The sequence below is a fragment of the Trueperaceae bacterium genome, assembly GCA_036381595.1.
GTDB lineage: Bacteria > Deinococcota > Deinococci > Deinococcales > Trueperaceae > DASVCN01.
This window is the reverse complement of the sequence record DASVCN010000004.1, coordinates 1-18,660: the sequence shown is the minus strand read 5'-3', so window position 1 is coordinate 18,660 and position 18,660 is coordinate 1. Positions and strand designations below refer to the sequence as shown.

The window sequence follows — 18,660 nt, the reverse complement described above, 5'->3', positions numbered from 1 at the left end:
CCAGTGAGCGCCAGCGCCCGGATCCTGATCGTGGAGGACGAGAGCAGTGTGCGCGAACTGGTGGCACTGCACCTGCGCCGGGGCGGGTTCGCTCCGCTGGAAGCCGCTAGCTCGGGTGAGGCCTGGCCGCTGCTGACCGAGGCCGACGCGTTGGTTCTCGACCGGATGTTGCCCGACGAGAGCGGAGATGCCTTCCTGCGCCGGCTGCGATCCGATCCCGCCGTTGCCAGGCTGCCGGTGCTGATGCTCACGGCCCGGGCCAGCGAGCACGACAGGGTGGGTGGCCTCGAGGCCGGGGCCGACGACTACCTCACCAAGCCGTTCAGCGCCGCCGAACTCGTAGCGCGTCTACGGGCGCTCCTTCGCCGGCTGCCGCCGAAGAACGAGCTGCGGATCGGCGAGGTGCGGATCGACCTCGAGGGCGCGGCCGTTTCGAAGGGGGGAACTCAGCTGACCCTCACCCGCCGCGAGTTCGACCTGCTCGTCTTCCTGGCGTCGAATCCCGACCGGGTCTTCTCTCGCGCCGAGCTGCTGGATCGGGTGTGGGGCGGTGACTTCCTGGGCAGCGAGAGAACCGTCGACCAGCACGTTGCTCAGCTTCGCAGCAGGCTCGGCGAGGAGTGCGTCGAGACGGTGAGGGGCAAGGGCTACCGGATAGCCGGCAGTACCAGGAACGGCATCGGGAAGGGTGCCAGAAGCGGTATCGAGAACGATGGCCACACCGGCTGACTGGATCGACGGCCTCGCCGAAGGCGTCGTCCTGTTCGAAGGCGACCGGGTCGTGCGGATCAACAGCGCTGCCGGCACGATGCTGGACGCCGATCCCGCCTGGGCAGCGGGGAAGCGGCTGATAACCGTCTTGCGCGACCACCGGCTCGAGCGGGTGTGCCTTCACGGCGACCGTGTGGAGGTCCGCTTGGCAGGGAGGGTGGTCGAGGCGGTCCCCATACCAGGCGGAATGGCGCTCCGCGACCTGAGCGAGGCGAGGCGGGCCCGTGAGGAAGCCGAAGCGCTACTGGCGACCCTCTCCCATGAGCTGCGCACCCCGATGACCACGGTCCGCTCGACCCTCGAAGCGCTCGAGATCGACGATCTCGACCCCGGGGAGAAAGCACGGCTGCTCGAGCGGGCGGTCCATGAGGCCGACAGGGTAGTTCGGCTGCTTGGCGATCTGACGACCGAGGTATCGCCCCCTCGCGAGCGGCGTCTCCCCCTCGCCGAGGTGCTGGCGAGGGCGCAGCAGATCCTCGCGCCGATGTTGGAGGAGCGCGGTGTACGGCTCGAGGATGCGACCGGGCGCCAGATAGTTTGGGCCGATCCCGACAAGGTCCTGCAGGTCATCCTCAACCTGATCGAGAACGCGTCGATCCATGGCCCGGAAGGGGGCGGGGTCGTGGTGCAGGCAGAGCCGGACAACGGCTGGGTGAAACTGATGGTGCGCGACCAAGGTGAACCGCTCCCGCTCGACTCGACGGCGCTGACGGCGCTGCAACAGCCGGTCCGGGGCCCCCGTTCACGAGAAAACGGCGTGGGACTGTACGTCGTCCGCTCGATAGCCGAAGGGTGGGGCGGCCACGCCTGGTGGCGCGACGCGGACGGGCATGGCAACGAATTCGGGGTGCTGCTGCCGGGGAGCCGGGAAGCGGCGCGGCAGCCGCCAAGGGAATCCCCGGAGCGTCCCGGCTAGCTGGAGTGAGAGATGCGGCATCAGCTCTCGTTCAGCTTCAGCTTGCTCTTGTCGCCTACGATCAGACGGTGAGCGCCCTTGCTGCCGTTCTCGCCGATGATGCTCACCTCTTCGCCGATGAGACTGTCGCGTAGCGGCGAAGCTACCCCGTCGATAGTGCTCCCGGCGCCCACGACGGCATACTCGAGCCGGGAGTCACGGATGGTGCTCTGATCGCCGATGGTAGTGAAGGGACCGATGTGGGCCCGTTCCACCCTCGCCCCGGCCCCGATCAACGCCGGCCCCTCTATGCGGCTGCCGGTAACGGTTGCCCCCTCCTCGATGACCACCTCACCCTCCACCTCGGAGTCCTCGATGGTGCCGCGGACTTCCCGCCTCACCCTCATCAGCTGGAGGCGGTTGGCGTCGAGGATGTCCTCCGGCCTGCCGGTATCCTTCCACCAGCCCGGAACCTCGACCGACGCGACCTGGAAGCCCGCCTCGATGAGCTTCTGGATGGCGTCGGTTATCTGGTACTCGTCCTTCGCTCCCGGCTCGAGCCCTTCGATCATCCGATGGATGTTCGCATCGAAGACGTAGACGCCCGCGATGGCCAGGTCGCTCGGCGGATCCTGCGGCTTCTCGACCAACCGCTTGACCCTGCCGTCCTCGACGATCGCCACCCCGAACTGCCGAGGGTCCTCCACCCTGACGAGCGCCAGGACCGAGTTGATCCCCTCCTCGGGCCGGTACGCCTCCACGAAGCCCCGGATGCCGTGCTCGAAGAGGTTGTCGCCCAGGTACATGACGAACGGGTCGTCGCCGAGGAAGTCGCGTGACACCTTCACCGCATGGGCCAGACCCCGCGGCGGGCTCTGGATGATGTACTCGAAGGTCGGCCCCTCGCCGTTCCCCTGGTAGTCGCTGAGGCTCTTCTTCAGATAGTTGATGGTGTCGTGACTCACGACGATCCCGATCTGGCGAACGCCGGCCTCGACGAGGTTGTCCACTGCGTAGTGGATGAGCTGCTTGTTGGCCACGGAGATCGTGGGTTTGGGCCTCAGACTGGTTATCGGGCGCAGCCGCGTCCCGTGCCCCGCGGCCAGTATCAGGCCCTTCATTCCTGCTGTTGGCATTATGAGAGCAACCATACCGCAAGGCACCGGAGGCTCCGCAGTGTCCTGACACGTGGTGTAGCGGGACAGGCAGTCGTCGCTGCCCGGCCCTGCCATGCCCGCCGGCGACACCCGCCGTAGCCGTCAGGGCCTGCTCGGCCCCACGGTGCGAAGCGAGATGATGAACGCCACGACCCAGAAACTGGGCAGTAACAGCCAATCGCCGGCGAGGACCGAGCCGCGGCCCAGCAGCAGCCCGGCAGCGAGGCTGGCGAGGAGCGACATGAGACTGGCGGCAACCCCCGCTCTGACGACCCGCTCCAGCCTGATGAGCGCGCGGGCGAATTCGGGCCGTTGCCGTGAGCGCCGGTAGAGCGCGGCAGAGAGGCCCAGGCCGGGCAGGAGAACGAGCGATGCGAGGCCCAGGTATTGAGCCACCGAGTTCGCCGTCAGCGAGGCCAGTTGGGTGCGTATCTCGGCGTGCCACCGGTACGACGGAGCAGCCAGGAGGGCCAGCAGTGAGAGCGAAAGCAGCGGGAGCCGGGCGTGGAACTGCGCCCAGCTGCCCCTGAAACCGACGGGCTGACCAGCTGTCCTGGCAGCGCCAGAACTTGTCGGCGCGGCGTTCCTGCCGTACGAGGTCCGGCCCCGCAGCGGTGCCCCGTTGCCCACACTCCGCCCGGACGCGAGCGAGCCGCGCCCCACGGTCGCGCCATTCACCGTTGGGACCGAGTAGCCGTTGGCCGCTCCCCCGGTCGAGACTCCCGACCGGCCGTCTCTCGCGCCGTTGTTCGGCGGCCGCGAGCGGTCGTCCTTCGCACCGCCGTAGCGCGGGCGCGGACCGGTCGCTCCGCCCGTCAGGAGGCCCCGGTCGACCCCACCGTTCGCGCTTGCGCCGCTCTTCGCTCCGCTCCTGGTCGATGCGGAGGGGAACGGATCGCGGCCCAGCAGCGCCGCTCGCTCGCACCAGGGACAGGAGTCGAGGTGCCCGGGGTAGACGTGGGTCGCGGACGCCCCACACTGCACCAGTTCACCCTCGAGCTGCCCCAGGGCTTCCTTGAGTTCGCGGGGATCGGGCCGGCGCCACGGTTGACCCAGCACTCCCCGCCGCAGCAGACTCTGCAGTTCGCTTCCCAGCAGTTCGACAGGCGGAGCAGCCAGTGGGGGAGCCAGTCTGCTGCGCCCGAAGTAGGGGCTGCGGCGCGAGCGGATGTTCTCCTCGAGACTCGGAGGTTCCCCCTCGTCACGGTAACTGCCGGCGAACGGGTGGTTGCCCTCCATCAGCAGGAGGAAGACGAGCACGGCCAGGCCGAACCGGTCGCTGCTCGACTTGCGGTTGGTGTCGCGGAAGGAGCGCCCCTGTAGCTCCGGAGGCGTGTACTCTCCCTTGCCAACGTTGCAGCGGAAGGTCTTCAAGCCGGAGGTGACCTGGATCGAGTCGAGATCGACGAGAGTCACAAGAGCCCTGTCGTCCACGAGGACGTTACTCTCGTTCAGGTCGCCGATGACGTAGTCGGCGTCGTGGAGAGCCGCTACGGCCCCGCACAGGTTGCGGGCTATCCGTACGAGGTAGCGCCAGCTGATCCCGCTCGCCCGATTTCGCCTGCTGCCGGGGTGATAGAGCTGGTGCAGTGGAAGGTAGCGGCGCGCGTCGACGCGGGGCATGACGAACCCCACGACCCTGCCGTCGTCGGCCAGTACCAGCTCACGGGGCCAGGCGATCGACACGTGTCCCGCCTTGCGGTCGGGGTCGAGCGGCGCCCGCGCGATCATCGCCGACAGCTTGCGCGCCCGTTCGGCGTCGGCGGTGGCGTAAAGCTTCACCGCTGAGGCGCCGTCGCCCCGGATCGCGTGAACCCGCGCCTCGCCCCCACGCCCAAGCTCCTCGCCAAGCTCGAGCGGCCTTCCGGAGGCGGTCCGCAGTTGGCCGGCGACGAGTGTCATGGGCCGTCCCGCACCGCCAGTACCAGGCTCAGATCGTCGGAGCTGCGTTGCCTTACGCGGTCACTCGCGAGGAAGTCGGCGAGTTCGGCGCTCAGCAGTTCACTGGGGAGGTCACGCCGGGCGAAGGAAGCGAGGGGTTCGAAGAAGGGGGCGTGCGGCTCGCCGCTCGCGAGGTCGGTCGCGACCGGCTCCAGACCATCGCTGAGCAGCGCGATCGCTTCCGTTCGCTCGAGCGACACGATCCCGACCTCGGCCCGCCGCGCCGCTCCACGACTGGTCGCGAAGATCGTCTCGCCGGCATGAACGCCCCGGTACGGTTTCGTCAGCCGCTGCCAACGGCCCTCGCTGCCGACCACTACAGCACCGTCCCCCAGTTGTAGGGCGGCGAGTCTTCCGCCGCCCACCACGGCCAGCAACAGCGTCGAAGCGAAGTCGCTCGCCCTGTGGCGCGCCTGCGGTCTCGAGCGCCGGAGCCGGCTCGCCACCGCCTTGCGCACGTCGTCGAGAGCTCCACGCAGGGCCACCTCGAGCTCGTTTTCGTCGTCGCCGAGTGGTTGCCGGCGCATCAGGCTGGCGACCGCCTCGTCGACAGCCAGGCGTGCGCCCTCAGCCGCCTGCGACGCAGATCCGGCGCCGTCGGCTAGCGCCAGCAGGAGGGTGCCATCGTCTGCCGAGGAGCAGTGGAGAGCGTCCTCGTTGCCGGCGTCGCGGGCGAGATGCGAACTGCCGGTGATCGTCGCCGCCACCACCTTCCAGGCCGAGGAGTCGCGACATGCGGTTACCTCAGCCTCTCCTGACTCCCCGGTCCGCGACACGCGCCTGCTCAGACCGACACATCCGCCCAGCCGACGGGCGGCAACTCGAGCTGCTCGCCCACCCGGGAGTGCGATACCCGCTGCTGACTCTGCGAGAGCCACAGGAACAGCTCGGAGAACATCAGCCCCTTGAGCTTGAGCGGCTTCCGTCCCGGCGGAGCGATCTGCGACAGCCGCTCCATGTTCGCTCGTTCGACCCCCACGGCGAAGAATACGAGCCCGTTGCCGGCATCTTCTCGCTTCGCCTGCTGAGCCGCCTCCTCCCAGCGGTCGGTCGGCTCTCCGTCGGTGATGAGGAACATCCAGGGTCGGAAGTACTGCAGCCCGGCGCGCTTGTACATCTCCTTGCGCTCGCCCAACATCTCGACGCCGCGCTGGATGGCGGCGCCCATGGGCGTCGAGCCTCCAGCCACCAACGTATCGGGTTCCCACTCCTCGACGGTGACGAACTCCTGGGCGGTGTTGACGCCGCCGTTGCCGAAAGCCACCACTCCAACCTCCACGCGACGGCGGGCGAGTTCGTCGTTCATGAGGTCGTCCTTGAACGCCCTGAGCCCCTCGTTCAGCGCTCCTATCGGCGCTCCCGCCATGGAGGCCGAGGTGTCCAGGAGCAGCAGGCAAGGCGCGCGGGGATCGGGATTGTCGGCGAGTTGCACGAGGTCGAGTTCGTTCATCGCATCTCCTCGGGGGCGAAGGGTCGCTACGTCGATCGTCGGTTCTCGACCGAGTCTACGGCCCCCGGCCGATGCCGGCAACGATGGAGTGCACTGCGGCCGTGTTGCCTTAAAGGGGCATTAAGGAGCGCCGGAGGAGGCAGAGGCTGCCGCCCTCCGGAGCTACTCCCGGCAGGAGTTATAGGTCGCGAGTTCCGGTCAATCCAGGCGGCGCTTCATAGGCAGGCCGGCGTCGGCCAAGCCTACCGTCATCAGGACCACACCGAGGATGACCAGCGCTCCGCCGATCAGTGGCGGCAGCGGGATCGTGCTCCCCTCGGCCGCCCTCAGTTTGAGGGGGGCGAGTTCGATGGCTGCTTCGTGCTGCAGCAGCGTGAAGTCGCCGAAGATCAGGCTGATCACGCCCACCACGATGAGGAGCGCTCCGATTATCCAGATCACTGTTTTCATGCTTCCGACTCCGTTCGGCCAGACGATAACCGTATGCCGTCGACCGATACATACCACGGAGCCTGCTTGAGCGGCTGCCGGCTCCTCAGCCCTTGCGACTGCCCATGGCGATGAGGACGATCCCCCCTACGAGCGAGATCGCGCCCAGGATCGGTGGCAGCGGAACCGTCTCTCGTTCCGCGGCCTCGACGTCGACGGGGCCCAGCTGGAGCACGGTCTCCTCCTGCGTGAAGGAGAAGCCGCCGAAGACGAGGACAGCGATCCCCAGCAGGACGAGGAGGATGCCGACGATGGTCGCTGCCCTCATGGTTCCCGTCCTCCGCTACGCTCGACTGAAGAGGCGAACCAGGAAGAGGATTATCCCGACGACCAGCAGGATGTAGATGAAGTTGCCCAGCGTGTACCCGGTGACCAGGCCCAGCAGCCAGAGAACTATCAGGATGATAGCGATGGTTTCCAGCATTTCTGCCCCCCTTTCGACCCGTTACTGAGGACCGCGGGAGTCAGGGATCCGCGGCTGGTGCCGCCGATCCGCCTGGCCCGCTGACCGCTCAGGTCGCTGCAACAATAATGGGGCCCCCACGCCGGGCCGATTGAGACGCCCGTCACACGGTCGCGACTCCCGACCCATCCGGGGCGGGGCTAGAATCGGTCATATGAAGAGTTCCGAGATAAGGCTGAGCGTCGACCGCAGCGACGAGGGCATCGAGTCGATCCGCTGGCAGGCGGACGAAGCGCCGGTGCCTGGCGAGCAGGAGGCGCGAGCGATGCTCTTGGCGCTGTGGGACCCGGAGGCCCGCAACGCCATGAGGATCGACCTGTGGACGCAGGAGATGACCGTCCAGGAGATGAACGAGTTCCTCTTCCAGACGCTCATGTCGTTGGCCGACACGTATCAGGGCGCCACTCGCAACCAGGCGTTGGCAGCAGAGATGAAGATCTTCGCCCGCGAGTTCGTCGAGAAGGCCGTCAAGGCCGAGGCCGAAGGAAGCCGGCAGAGCTAGGCGGCGGGACGAAGGGGCCCGCCCTCAGCGGTTGACCTCTTCGTTCGAGGCGCCTCCTGCCCCTAGCCGATCCAGCAGGGCGAAGTCCTCGAGTCGTAGCACCAGCGCCTCGGGCATCTCGAGCGTCTTCCAGAACTCGAAACCGTCGACCTCGTTATGGCGAGCCACGAGCAGGGCCATCACCGTCGCGTGACTCACGAGGATCAACCGCTCGCGACCATGAAGCTCCGCCTCCCGGCGGATCGCGGCCTCGTAGCGTTCCAGCGCCCCCTCGGCCGTTTCCTGGCCCAGTACGACCTCTTCGGGTCGATCGAACAGCCGCTTCACCTTCGCCACGAATTCTCGCGGGTCCTCGTAGAACGGGACCCCGCTGCGGTCGTGCTCCTCGAGGCCGACGGCGCTCTCGCGGGGAAGACCGAGGTAGCGGGCCAGGAGCGCGCCCGTCGCTTCGGCCTTGTGATGGTCGCTGGTGATGATGCGGTCGGGGTGCAGTGGCCGCAGTTCGTCCGCGAGCCTGCGGCACTCATCGGTCGCGCTTTCGGCCAGGCGCCACGCCGCCGCTTCGAGTTCGGGAACGGGCGCGGTTCGCGCGTGCCGCACCAGGACGAGGATATCCTCCTGGGCGCCGACCCTCACTCGCCTGTCCTCCTCAGCTTGTGCCGTTCGAAAAGGAGCTCGGTTCCGGTCTGGCTGCGCCGTATCACGACCGGGAGTCGAAGGCCGTCGGTCAGCGTGAAGAAGCGAAGCTCCCTTCCGGTCAGCTGCTCCGGCACGAGGATCGCCTGCTCAGCAGCTGATCCGTCGAACCGGAGTCGCAGGAAGTCGCCCTCCCTCTCTACCGTCGCTTCGATCGCTCCGCGGAAACCGCGGTAGCGGCCGCAGACGCTTTCGAGCTCGCTCTCGACCTTCACGGCCGGCACGACTTCCGGCCCTTCGCCCAGCATCGTGGCCAGCGCTGCCCTGGCTATCTTCCGCAGGGGGTAGCCGCTCGCATTGGCGAGCACCGCCACGCCCAGGCCATCCTCCGGAAGGAACGCCAGATATGCCGTGGAGACCAGCACGCTGCCCCCGTGACCTACCATCTTGCGGCCGAGCAGCTCCTCCGCGACCAGGCCGAACCCCCAACCGCTGGCCACGTCCCCGGCCGGCTCGCCCGCCAGTCCGGAACGGCGGAACGGGCCGTCTACCCTGGGCCTCATCATCGCCTCGACCGATCCCGGCTCGACCACCCCTGCCCCGCCCGCGAGGAACACGCGAAGGTAGCGAGCGAGGTCGAGGACATTGCTTATGAGGCCGCCTTCACTGCGGATGTTGCGATAGAGGTAGCGGCCGGGTCGGGGAGGTGCGTCGGCGGGGAGCACGTAGGGAACGGCGACGTCTGCGTCGGCCTCGACCTCGCTGCGCGCGAAGAAGCTGCGCTCCATCCCGAGGGGACGCAGGACGTTCTGCCGCAGGTACTCCTCGTACTTCTGGCCCGACACCTCCTCGACGATCAGACCGAGCAGCGCGTAGCCCTCGTTCGCGTAGGCCCAGCGTTCGCCGGGCAGGCTCTCGGCCCACTCGGCGGACCCGGACATGAAGGTGAGGACGTCCTCGGGCCCCCCGATCGGCAGCGGACGACCCCCCGTGCCGTTGGCGTGGCCGATCACCGCCTCGGAGTAGGCGAGAGCGGGGATCCCGGACGAGTGGGTGAGGAGGTGCTCGAGCCGGACCGTACCTCCCTTCGGCCTGATGTCGTACGGCAGGTGCTTCTCGACGGGGTCGGACAGGTCGAGCACCCCCCGCTCGACGAGCTGCAAGACGGCCAGCGCCGTGAACGACTTGGTGACGCTGCCGATGCTGTAGAGGGTGTTGGGGGTGGCCGGCCGGCCGTCGTCGAGATCCCGCTGTCCGAAGCCTCGGGCGTAGCGGAGCTCCTCGTCCGCCACCAGTGCGAGGCTGAGGCCGGGAAGCCGAGTTCGGGCCATCTTCTCGAAGACGAACTCCTCCAGTCGGGACGTATCCATGCGGTGACAGTAACGCAGCTGTCGATCGTCCTGCACCCGTCCTAGTGGGTCGGGGCGGGGCGTGCTAACCTTTAGCCAGCTGTACAACAGGCCATTCGGTCAGTGCGCTCCACGAGTTGGGGCCCTATCTGGAAGCAGGGGTGGCGAAGTGACCGACGTTATGCGACAGGATGTCCCCACTCCCGTCGCGGAAGGGGCAGCCTTCCGCTCCTTCCGCCCGGATGAAGGGACCAGCGAACTGGTCCTGGGGCGAACGATCGTTTCGCTCCTCGACGATGCGGTCGAGCGGAACCCGAATCAGAAGGCGTTCAACCAGCTACGGGATGGGGAGTGGATTTCCCTGTCCACCGCCGACTTCCGGTCGCAGGCAGAGGCTCTCGCTCTGGGATTCGGCGCCATCGGCATGAACAAGGGCGACCGGGTGGCCTTCTTCGCGAAGAACGACGTCTCGTTCACCCTCCCCGACATGGCTTGCCTGATGGCCGGTCTCGTCACGGTGCCCATCTACCTCACCCACGCCGCCGGCAACATCCGCCACATACTCGTAGAGAGCGAGGCGCGGGTGCTCGTTGTGAGCGACGCCGAGCTGCTCGCCAAGGTCGCGCCCACACTCCCCGAAACCGGCGTGAACATGGTGGTCGTGATGGAGGGTGAGGCGCCCGACGAGACAGTCCCAGGCGTAGCTGCCGTTGTCGCGGGCGACCTCATGAGTCGCGGCCGAGCCGTAGCCACTTCCGACCCGGGCGCCGTCCGAGCGCTTCGTGAGGGGCTTTCTCCGCACGAACTCGCCACCATCATCTACACCTCCGGAACGACCGGCGTTCCCAAGGGGGTGATGCTGACCCACCAGAACATCAGCAGCAACGCGATCGCCTCGTTCACCGGCCTGGCAGGTTACGGGCGGGGTCCCGACGAGACGGTCCTCTCCTTCCTGCCGCTGTCGCACATCTTCGCCAGAACCCTCCAGTACGGCTGCATGTGGTACGGGAACACCGTCTACTACAGCGATCCCGACAGGCTTCGGGAGCACTTCAGGGAGATCCGGCCAACGATGATGGCCACGGTGCCGCGGGTGCTCGAGAAGGCTTACGAACGGATAATGGGGGTGGGCAGCGAACTTCACGGCCTGAAGCGTGCGATCTTCGACTGGTCCTTGGGCCTCGCTCGGCGCTACCGAGTGGACGCCCAGCCTCAGGGCAGCGAAGCCATGAAGCTGAAGTTGGCAGATCGCCTGGTCCTTTCGAAGTGGCGGGAGGCGCTGGGCGGGCGCATGCGCAACGTGATAGTCGGCGCCGCGCCACTTCGGTCGGAGCTCGTGAACCTCTTCGGCGCAGCCGGCGTGAACGTCCTCCAGGGGTACGGGCTCACGGAGACGAGCCCGGTGATCTCCTTCAACCGACCCGACAACAATCGGCCGGGCACGGTCGGAACACCGATCGCCGGGGCAGAGGTGACGACGAGCGAGGATGGGGAGATCCTCACGCGCGGACCCCACGTGATGCTGGGCTACTACAAGCGTCAGGACGCTACCGACGAGGTCCTCAGGGATGGTTGGTTCCACACCGGTGACCTGGGTCGGATCGACGACGAAGGGTTCATAACCATCACAGGGCGGAAGAAGAACCTGTTCAAGCTCTCGACGGGGAAGTACGTGATGCCGCAACCGGTAGAACAGCAACTGGAGGCAGAGGCGCTGGTCGAGCACGCCGTAGTCCTGGGTGAAGGCGAGAAGTATTGCGCGGCGCTCCTCTTCCTCAACCGTGAAGCCCTGATGGCGCTGTTCCCGCAACGGAACGTGGAGGCCAGGGAACTTCTCCCCGAACCGGCCCTCCACGAAGCGGTCCGGAACTCGCTGCGACGGGCCAACGCCGGCCTGCCCGGCTGGTCTTGCGTGAAGCGGGCGGTGCTTACGGTGGGCGAGGCGAGCACCGAGAACGAGCTGCTGACCCCAACCCTCAAGCTGAGGCGGGAGCCCGCCCTGGCCGCTTACCGCGAAGCGATCGAGTCGCTCTACCGGCCCGCTGGCGCCGAGCCCGAAGGAGTCGTCGTCATAGAGGTCTGACAGCTCGACGGCCGGCGCTTTTCGCTTCCCACGCCGGCGGGCGGCACCGATCCTCCTGGCAGTTCCGCGCCGCGTAACGGCCGCATAACGCCCAGCGCCATACCTTCGGTGGATCCGTGCCGGGTATGGCCGGTCCTGATCGGCCAAATCGTGCCTATCGCAACTACCCGGCCCCGCGGCGTTCCGCTCGCCACGGCACCGGAGAGGAAGCGCGATGCACTCCGTCCCCGCACCCCATCGAGTCGTCGGCGCTGGCCTGCGACATGTCCCGTCCGTCGTGACCGCCCTGCTGCTCGCAGCCTGCAACGGTGCTGTTCCCCTACCGCCCGACACGCTTCCACCGGTGCTCGAGGTGGCCACCCCCGTGGAGGGCAGCCTGCTCGGGCGCGACCGAACCGCCGTTTTCCGCGGCTTCGTGGTGGATGATCGCGAGGTGGCCACGGTCCGCTTGCTCGATGGCCAGAGTGGCGCCCAACTCGCCGCGGGAAGCGTGGGTCCCCGCGGCGGTGGCGCGGACGACCGGCGGGATTGGATGATCGAATGGAGAGCGGAGGGCAGCGGGGAACGGGCGCTCGCGGTGGAGGCCAAAGACAGCGCGGGAAACAGCGTCCGGTTCGGCCTGTCGGTCGTCGTCGCCGACGTCTGGTTCCCTGACGTCGACTCGGACGGATACGGTGATCCCGAGGCGGCGCTGGCCGCGCTCGAGGCGCCGGACGGGTACGTGGGGAACGCCGGTGACTGCGACGATGGGGACGGCGCGATCAACCCCGATGCGGTCGACGAGCCGGACCTGGGTTTCGTGGACGTCAACTGCGACGGCTTCGACGGGCAGGACTCCGGCACGCTGTTCGTCTCCCCGCTCGGGAACGACTCCAACCCCGGTACCCGTAGCTCGCCGCTCGCCACCCCCTCGGCGGCGATAGGGGTCGGTCGCTCGCGCCTGCTCGGGAAGATCGTCATCGCCGCAGGAACCTACCCGGTCGGGAGCGGTCTGGAAGTGCTGAGCGACTTTCGCCTCTACGGGGGCTACGACCCCTCCGACTGGTCACGGTCGACCGACGAGGTCACACGGCTGGTTGGCGAAGGACAGGGGGTGCTGTTGCGTGGCGGCACCGATGTCCTGCTGCAGTTGATGACGATCGAGGGGTCGGCCGGAAGCGATTCGCTCAGTGTCTACGCGCTCAGGGCGACAGGTGGGTCGGTAGTAACTCTCGAAGCGGTCGATATCGTAGCCGGGGACGCACTGGACGGTTCGGACGGGCAGGCGGGAGCCGCCGGCAACGACGGCGGCGACGGCGGCTGGGGCGACGATGGCGGCAGCGGTGACGAGTGGTACCTGGGCCTCGGCGGTTACGGCGGGTACGCCTACGGAACCTTCGAAGGCGGTGACGGCGGTGACGGCGGTTACGAAGGCGGCGAAGGGGCCGACGGCTACGCGGGTGAAGGAGGCGGCGGCTCGGGTGGCCTCGGCGGATTCGGCAGCTATTCGTGCGGCAGGGGTGGGAACGGCAGCGACGGACTACCTGGTTCGGCTGGTTCGGCGGGGATCGATGGGGGCGGAGGTCTGAACGTTTTCGACTACGCGTCAACCGAGTGGCAGGGGGATGACGGAGAGCCAGGTACGGGTGGAACGGATGGCAGTGGCGGAGGAGGTGGCGGCGGAGGAGGCGGCCACGGCGATTACAGCGGCTGCGGCGCCACCGGGAACGGCGGAGGTGGTGGCGGAGCCAGTGGCGCGGGCGGGTCCGGTGGCCAGGGCGGAAAGGCAGGCGGCGGTTCGTTCGGGATCTACATCTGGGACTCCTCGGTCGTCATCGCGGGCCCAACGTCGATAACCACCGGCAATGGCGGCGACGGCGGCGACGGTGGCGCAGGGGGGTCCGGCGGCATCGGTGGCGATGGCGGGGCGGGTGGCGACTGTTGCAACGGAACCGTTGCGATCGGTGGAGATGGAGGCAGAGGAGGCAACGGTGGCTCGGGCGGCGCCGGCGGCGGGGCCGCCGGCGGCCCCAGCATAGGCATCTTCCTGGGCGGTAGCGGCACCCTCTCCGGCTCAGGCAACGTCACCTTCAGCATCGGGGCAGCGGGCAAAGGCGGTACTTCGCCCAGGTGGCAAGGAGAGGAGGGCACGGCCGCGCGGACCGCATCCCCTTGAGTGCTGACCGTCGAACCTGAGGCGTAACGGTCACCGTTGCGGCCCGCGGATGGTAACGCATCGCACGAACGTGCACTGGCTCATTGTCGATGCGGTGGTGCGGAAGCACGGTGGACGCAGGTAGCGGAATCCGCCGCGCAGTGGCTCGATCCGGTCGAGCATCTTGGGGGGACCGACATGAGGCGAGGGATCTTGACGATCGTCGTCGCCGCCTTCATGGGCATGGCTCTGGTACAGGACAGCCCGAACGAAGGCGCTTCGTTGGAGATACGGACCGAGCCGTCACAGGCGCTCGTGAGCGTCAGCGGGCCCGGAGGTTTCGTCTCGATGCTCGATCTGAGCGGGAGCGAAGTGCTGAGCGGCCTGGAACCAGGGAGATACGTCATCGTCGCCACCGCCGAGGGCCGCGCCGCCCGCCATGTCGAGGTGGAGCTGGCCGGGGGAGCTCGGGAGACGGTGGAGATCGTTCTCGAACCGATCGGCGGTGACCAGCAGGCTCGGCTGGGCCAGGAGCAGTCTCAGCAAGCTCAGCAGGCGGGCCAAGGGCCATCAGGCCAAGGCCAAGGGGGCCAGGGGCAATCAGGCCAAGGCCAGGCGGGCCAGGAACAGGCGGGCCAGGAACAGGCGGGCCAGGGCCAGGCGGGCCAGGGCCAGGCGGGCCAGGATCAGGCGGGCCAGGATCAGGCGGGCCAGCAGCAACCTCAGCAAGGTCAGCAGCAGGCGGGCCAGGAACAGTCCGGCCAGGGCCAGGCGGCTGGAGGCGGCCAAGCAGGGCCGTCGACGCAGCAGGGCCAGATGCTCTACTCCCAACACTGCGCCGTGTGCCACGGTGCCCAGGGAGAAGGGGGCGTGGGACCGGCACTCGCCGGCAACCAGTTCATGCAGAACGCCCAGGCCGTGATCACCCAGATATTGCAGGGCGGGAACGGCATGCCGGCCTTCGCCGATCAGCTATCCGACGAAGAGGTGGCTACTATCGCTACGCACGAGATGAACAGTTGGGGCAACAGTTTCGGGCAGGTCACATCTCAGCAGGTGAGCGAAGTTCGCGGGGGCGGGCAGGCACAGCAACAGGATCAGCAACAGGGCCAGCAGCGAGGCGAGCAGTCGCAGAGCGGAGGAGCTCAGGACCAACAGGCCCAGGGGGGCCAGTCCCAGGGACAGCAGCAGTCTGGCGCCGGGCAGCAGCAGTCGTCTGGTCAGAGCCAGGCGGCAGGGGGCGCTCAGTCCGCTCAAGGAGGCCAATCCGCTCAGGGAGGCCAGATCTACTCCCAGCAGTGCGCCTCTTGCCACGGTCCTCAGGGTGGTGGCGGAGTGGGCCCCGCCCTCGCCGGGAACTCCACCTTGCAGGATCCGCAGGCCGTGATCAGTCAGATCCTGAACGGCGGCGGCGGCATGCCGGCGTTCGCCGGGATGCTCTCCGACGAGCAGATCGCCGCCGTCGCCACGCACGAGATGAACAGTTGGGGCAACGGCTTCGGGCAGGTGTCGGCGCAACAGGTGGCTCAGGTGCGTGGCGGGGGCCAAGCCCAGCAGGGACAGCAGCCGGCTCAGCAGCAAGCACGGCAGCCGGCTCAGCAGCAAGCTCAGCAGCAAGGCCAACAACAAGCACAACAGCCGAGTCAGCAACTGAGTCAACCGACCACACAGCAGTCGGGCCAGCCGCAGCAGACTTCCTCCCAGCAGGCCCAGGTAACCGCGCAGCAGACGGGCGATCAGCTGCGGATCGAGATAACCGTTCCGGCCGATTCGGTTCCGCTGACGTTCACGATCGACGTGCAGCAGGCGGGCCGGGGCCGATCGGAGCCGCAGGGTGGGGAGGGCCAGCAGGGTGGCCAAACCGACCAACAACCGGCCGGCCAACAACAGGCCCCGCGGCAGAGCCAACCAGCGATGGGCCAACAGCAGAGCCAACAGGGGCAACCGCGAACAGAACAGCAGTCGGATCGCCCGGGGCAGCCCCAGAACCGATCAGAGGGCCGGCGACAGGACCAGCCACAGCAGATCGGTTTCACCCAGGCCCAGGCTCGTCAGGGGGGCCAGGAGTACTTCGACCACTGCGCCGTCTGCCACGGGAACGACCTGCTGGGTCGGGCTTCGTACCCCGCCGTCGCCGGGGAGGAGTTCCTGGACCATTGGCAGGGTCGGTCCGTGCAGGAGCTGTTCGACTTCGTGAGCAGCCGCATGCCGCAGGATCGCCCGGGCACTCTGGGACACCAGACATACGTGGACCTCATCGCCTTCCTGCTGCAGCAGTACGGCTTCACACCGGGAGGGCAGGAGCTGCAGCCCTCGGAGGCTGACCTGGCGTCGGTGCAGCTGCCCGCACCCAGTGGCCAGCCGGGAGTGCAATCGGGAGGCGGGCAGCAGGAGGGTCCGCCCGAAGGCGACCAGGAGGGAGATTCCGGCCAGGGTAGACAGCAGAACCAGTGAGCCGGAGCAGGCGCAGCGACAAGGATCGGGGGAGAACGATGTTCGAAAGGCTGATGCACTGCCTGGCGATCGCGGCCGTGTTGGCGTTCGGCGTAGCTCAGCAGGAGGGGCCCGCGCAGCAGCAGGACCAACGAGGCGAACAGACCCAGTCGGAGCAGCAGGACCAGCAGTCGCCCGAGGGTGCCCAGGAACAGCAGGACCAGGGCGGCCAGGAACAGCAGGACCAGGGCGGAGAAGAGGGTCCGCCTGAGGGAGGCCAGGACACCCAGCCGGCGAGGACGATCGATGACTACACGGCGGTGACCGACGAACGACTGCTCGAACCTGAACCAGCGAACTGGCTCCACTACCGCCGCACCTACAACGGTTGGGGCTACAGCCCACTCGACCAGATCAACCGTCAGAACGTCTCGAACCTCGTGCCCGCCTGGACCTACTCAACTGGGGTGATCGAAGGGCACGAAGCCCCGCCGATCGTCAACGACGGCGTGATGTTCGTGAGCACTCCGGAGAACCAGGTGATCGCCCTCGACGCCGCCACCGGGGACAAGCTCTGGGAGTACGAGCGGGATCTGCCTCACGACCTGTTCCAGCTCCACCCCACGAGTCGCGGGGTCGGGCTCTACGGGGACAAGGTCTACCTGGCCACTCTCGACACCTACCTGGTTGCGCTCGACGCCCGCACGGGCGAGGTCGTCTGGGAGAAGCAGGTGGAGGATCACCGGAAGGGCTACTACATGACGCTCGCGCCGCTGGTCGCCAACGGCAAGGTGATGGTCGGCGTCTCCGGAGGTGAACTCGGCGTCCGAGGTTTCGTACAGGCTTTCGATGCCGAGACCGGTGAGAGCGTGTGGAAGACCTACACCATACCCGGCGAGGGCGAGGAGGGGAACGACACCTGGCCTGGGGACACCTGGCAACATGGCGGCGCCCCGATCTGGATCACCGGGATATTCGACCCCGAGCTGAACCTCACCTACTGGGGGACCGGCAATGCCGCGCCATGGATCGGCGAGTCCCGTCCCGGCGACAACCTCTACACGGCTTCGGTCGTGGCGATGGACGCCGACACGGGCGAGATCGAGGGTCATTTCCAGTACCACTGGAACGGCTCCTGGGACTGGGATGAGGTGGCCTCACCGATCGCGGTCGAGTTCGAGCGCGACGGCGAGACGATAAAGGGACTCGTCCATGCAGCCCGCGACGGCTACCTCTGGTTCCTCGAGCGAAGCGAAGACGGGATCTCCTTCGTGGATGCTCGCGAGTACGTGTTCCAGAACGTGTTCGAGTCGATAGATCCGGAAACGGGCCGCCCCGAGTACGACCCCGAGCACAAGGCCGGTGTCGGCGAGCAGGCCTCCTTCTGCCCCTCGACCTGGGGAGGCAAGGATTGGCCGCCGATCGCCTACAGTCCGCAGACCGAGTATGTCTACATCCCTGCCAACGAGAACCTCTGCAGTCGGCTCGTCGGGGTAGAGGAGCAGTACGTTGCGGGTCTCACCTACTTCGGTGCCCGCAGCGAGTTCTACGTGCGCGAGGGCGCCGACCACGTCGGCGAGCTCCAGGCCTGGAACGTGAACACGGGCGAACAGGTCTGGACGCACGAGTTCGAGGGATCGCACACGTGGGGGCCGGTGCTGGCAACCGGTGGGGGACTGGTCTTCACCGGCGGCACCAACGACCGGATGTTCCGCGCGTTCGACGCGGAAACGGGAGAGGTGCTCTGGCAGCAGCGCACGAACTCCGGCGTCATCGGTGTGCCGGTGTCGTACGAGGTCGACGGTACCCAGTACGTGGCCGTGCAGTCCGGCTGGGGCGTGGACGCGGTGAGGATGCAGGACTCGATAGCTGCCCAACTGGGCGGTCCCTGGGACGTGAGCGTGCCGCAGGGCGGTGTCGTCTGGGTGTTCGCGCTGAAGGAACAGGTGGGGGACCTCGGTTCGCAGCGGTCCGGTGGAGCCCAGGCAGAGGACGAAGATTCTGGGCAGGAGGAAGCGGCAGCGCCGGACGAGCAGCCGGAACAGCCGAAGGATGGTGAACAGCCGCAGGAACAGCCTGCGGAAGGCGGCCAGCAGGAAGATGAGGTTCGGTAGGCGGCGACCCTCCCGAAGCTGGAGGACCCAACCCGCTCACTGCTGAAGGCCCGAAGTTCCCCCGTGATAGTTCTGCGCCCGAAGGATCCCCACCGGTCCGCCCTCGTTGCCCCACGCCTCCCGGATGAAGCTGGCGACCTGGGCCATCTCGGCGGTCGAGAGCACGCCGTGGAAGGAGGGCATGCCGCCGCCTCCCATCACGATGCGGGAGACGGTGTAGGGCAGGTCGGCCAGGGAGACGTT

Annotated in this window: 17 protein-coding genes; 7 read left to right on the top strand and 10 right to left on the bottom strand. The window is 67.7% G+C overall.

Annotated features, from left to right (window positions below; translation table 11 throughout):
• Positions 1-3: 3 nt before the first annotated feature.
• Together VF168_00875 and VF168_00870 are read left to right on the top strand one after the other, a co-directional pair.
• The gene (locus tag VF168_00875; GenBank protein HEX7002726.1) at positions 4-729 is read left to right on the top strand and encodes a response regulator transcription factor; all 726 of its coding nucleotides are present in this window, start codon (positions 4-6) and stop codon (positions 727-729) included.
• Complete coding sequence (locus VF168_00870) at positions 713-1,687, top strand: ATP-binding protein (GenBank protein ID HEX7002725.1); 975 nt, start codon at positions 713-715, stop codon at positions 1,685-1,687. The genes VF168_00875 and VF168_00870 overlap by 17 nt, the downstream gene beginning before the upstream one ends.
• A 20-nt stretch (positions 1,688-1,707) precedes the next feature.
• Here VF168_00870 and VF168_00865 read toward each other — a convergent pair whose 3' ends face one another.
• The 7 genes from VF168_00865 to VF168_00835 all read right to left on the bottom strand — a co-directional run bounded on the left by VF168_00865 (position 1,708) and on the right by VF168_00835 (position 7,127).
• On the bottom strand, positions 1,708-2,802 hold the full coding sequence (locus VF168_00865) for a glucose-1-phosphate thymidylyltransferase (GenBank protein HEX7002724.1): 1,095 nt from the start codon (positions 2,800-2,802) through the stop codon (positions 1,708-1,710).
• A gap of 123 nt (positions 2,803-2,925) precedes the next feature.
• Positions 2,926-4,725 carry a hypothetical protein gene (locus VF168_00860; GenBank protein ID HEX7002723.1) on the bottom strand — a complete coding sequence of 600 codons (1,800 nt, stop codon included), beginning with the start codon at positions 4,723-4,725 and terminating at the stop codon, positions 2,926-2,928.
• On the bottom strand, positions 4,722-5,471 hold the full coding sequence (locus VF168_00855) for a PP2C family serine/threonine-protein phosphatase (GenBank protein ID HEX7002722.1): 750 nt from the start codon (positions 5,469-5,471) through the stop codon (positions 4,722-4,724). The genes VF168_00860 and VF168_00855 overlap by 4 nt, the downstream gene beginning before the upstream one ends.
• A gap of 77 nt (positions 5,472-5,548) precedes the next feature.
• Positions 5,549-6,214 carry a VWA domain-containing protein gene (locus tag VF168_00850; protein ID HEX7002721.1) on the bottom strand — a complete coding sequence of 222 codons (666 nt, stop codon included), beginning with the start codon at positions 6,212-6,214 and terminating at the stop codon, positions 5,549-5,551.
• A gap of 198 nt (positions 6,215-6,412) precedes the next feature.
• The gene (locus tag VF168_00845) at positions 6,413-6,664 is read right to left on the bottom strand and encodes a hypothetical protein (GenBank protein ID HEX7002720.1); all 252 of its coding nucleotides are present in this window, start codon (positions 6,662-6,664) and stop codon (positions 6,413-6,415) included.
• Between the two features lie 85 nt (positions 6,665-6,749).
• Positions 6,750-6,971 carry a hypothetical protein gene (locus VF168_00840; GenBank protein ID HEX7002719.1) on the bottom strand — a complete coding sequence of 74 codons (222 nt, stop codon included), beginning with the start codon at positions 6,969-6,971 and terminating at the stop codon, positions 6,750-6,752.
• 15 nt (positions 6,972-6,986) lie between these two features.
• Positions 6,987-7,127, bottom strand: coding sequence for a lmo0937 family membrane protein (locus VF168_00835; protein ID HEX7002718.1), 141 nt, complete (start codon positions 7,125-7,127; stop codon positions 6,987-6,989).
• A gap of 193 nt (positions 7,128-7,320) precedes the next feature.
• Here VF168_00835 and VF168_00830 point away from each other — a divergent pair, with 193 nt between their 5' ends.
• On the top strand, positions 7,321-7,668 hold the full coding sequence (locus tag VF168_00830; GenBank protein ID HEX7002717.1) for a hypothetical protein: 348 nt from the start codon (positions 7,321-7,323) through the stop codon (positions 7,666-7,668).
• A 24-nt stretch (positions 7,669-7,692) separates the two neighbouring features.
• Here the strand turns inward: VF168_00830 and VF168_00825 are convergent, their stop codons facing one another.
• Entirely contained in the window at positions 7,693-8,304 is a 612-nt protein-coding gene (locus VF168_00825; protein HEX7002716.1) for a histidine phosphatase family protein, read from the bottom strand.
• On the bottom strand, positions 8,301-9,674 hold the full coding sequence (locus VF168_00820) for a serine hydrolase (GenBank protein ID HEX7002715.1): 1,374 nt from the start codon (positions 9,672-9,674) through the stop codon (positions 8,301-8,303). Before VF168_00820 ends, VF168_00825 begins: the two co-directional genes overlap by 4 nt.
• A gap of 148 nt (positions 9,675-9,822) precedes the next feature.
• Here VF168_00820 and VF168_00815 point away from each other — a divergent pair, with 148 nt between their 5' ends.
• The 4 genes from VF168_00815 (at position 9,823) to VF168_00800 (ending at position 18,417) form a co-directional block, all read left to right on the top strand.
• Positions 9,823-11,736, top strand: a complete 1,914-nt coding sequence (locus tag VF168_00815; protein ID HEX7002714.1) for a long-chain fatty acid--CoA ligase — start codon at positions 9,823-9,825, stop codon at positions 11,734-11,736.
• 277 nt (positions 11,737-12,013) lie between these two features.
• Entirely contained in the window at positions 12,014-13,891 is a 1,878-nt protein-coding gene (locus tag VF168_00810) for a hypothetical protein (GenBank protein ID HEX7002713.1), read from the top strand.
• 177 nt (positions 13,892-14,068) lie between these two features.
• Complete coding sequence (locus VF168_00805) at positions 14,069-16,324, top strand: cytochrome c (GenBank protein ID HEX7002712.1); 2,256 nt, start codon at positions 14,069-14,071, stop codon at positions 16,322-16,324.
• Positions 16,325-16,362: 38 nt separating this feature from the next.
• Positions 16,363-18,417 (top strand): methanol/ethanol family PQQ-dependent dehydrogenase, encoded by a 2,055-nt coding sequence (locus VF168_00800; protein ID HEX7002711.1) that lies wholly within the window; start codon positions 16,363-16,365, stop codon positions 18,415-18,417.
• Between the two features lie 36 nt (positions 18,418-18,453).
• Here the strand turns inward: VF168_00800 and VF168_00795 are convergent.
• The coding region (locus tag VF168_00795; GenBank protein ID HEX7002710.1) for a cytochrome c at positions 18,454-18,660 on the bottom strand (207 nt) is incomplete at its 5' end.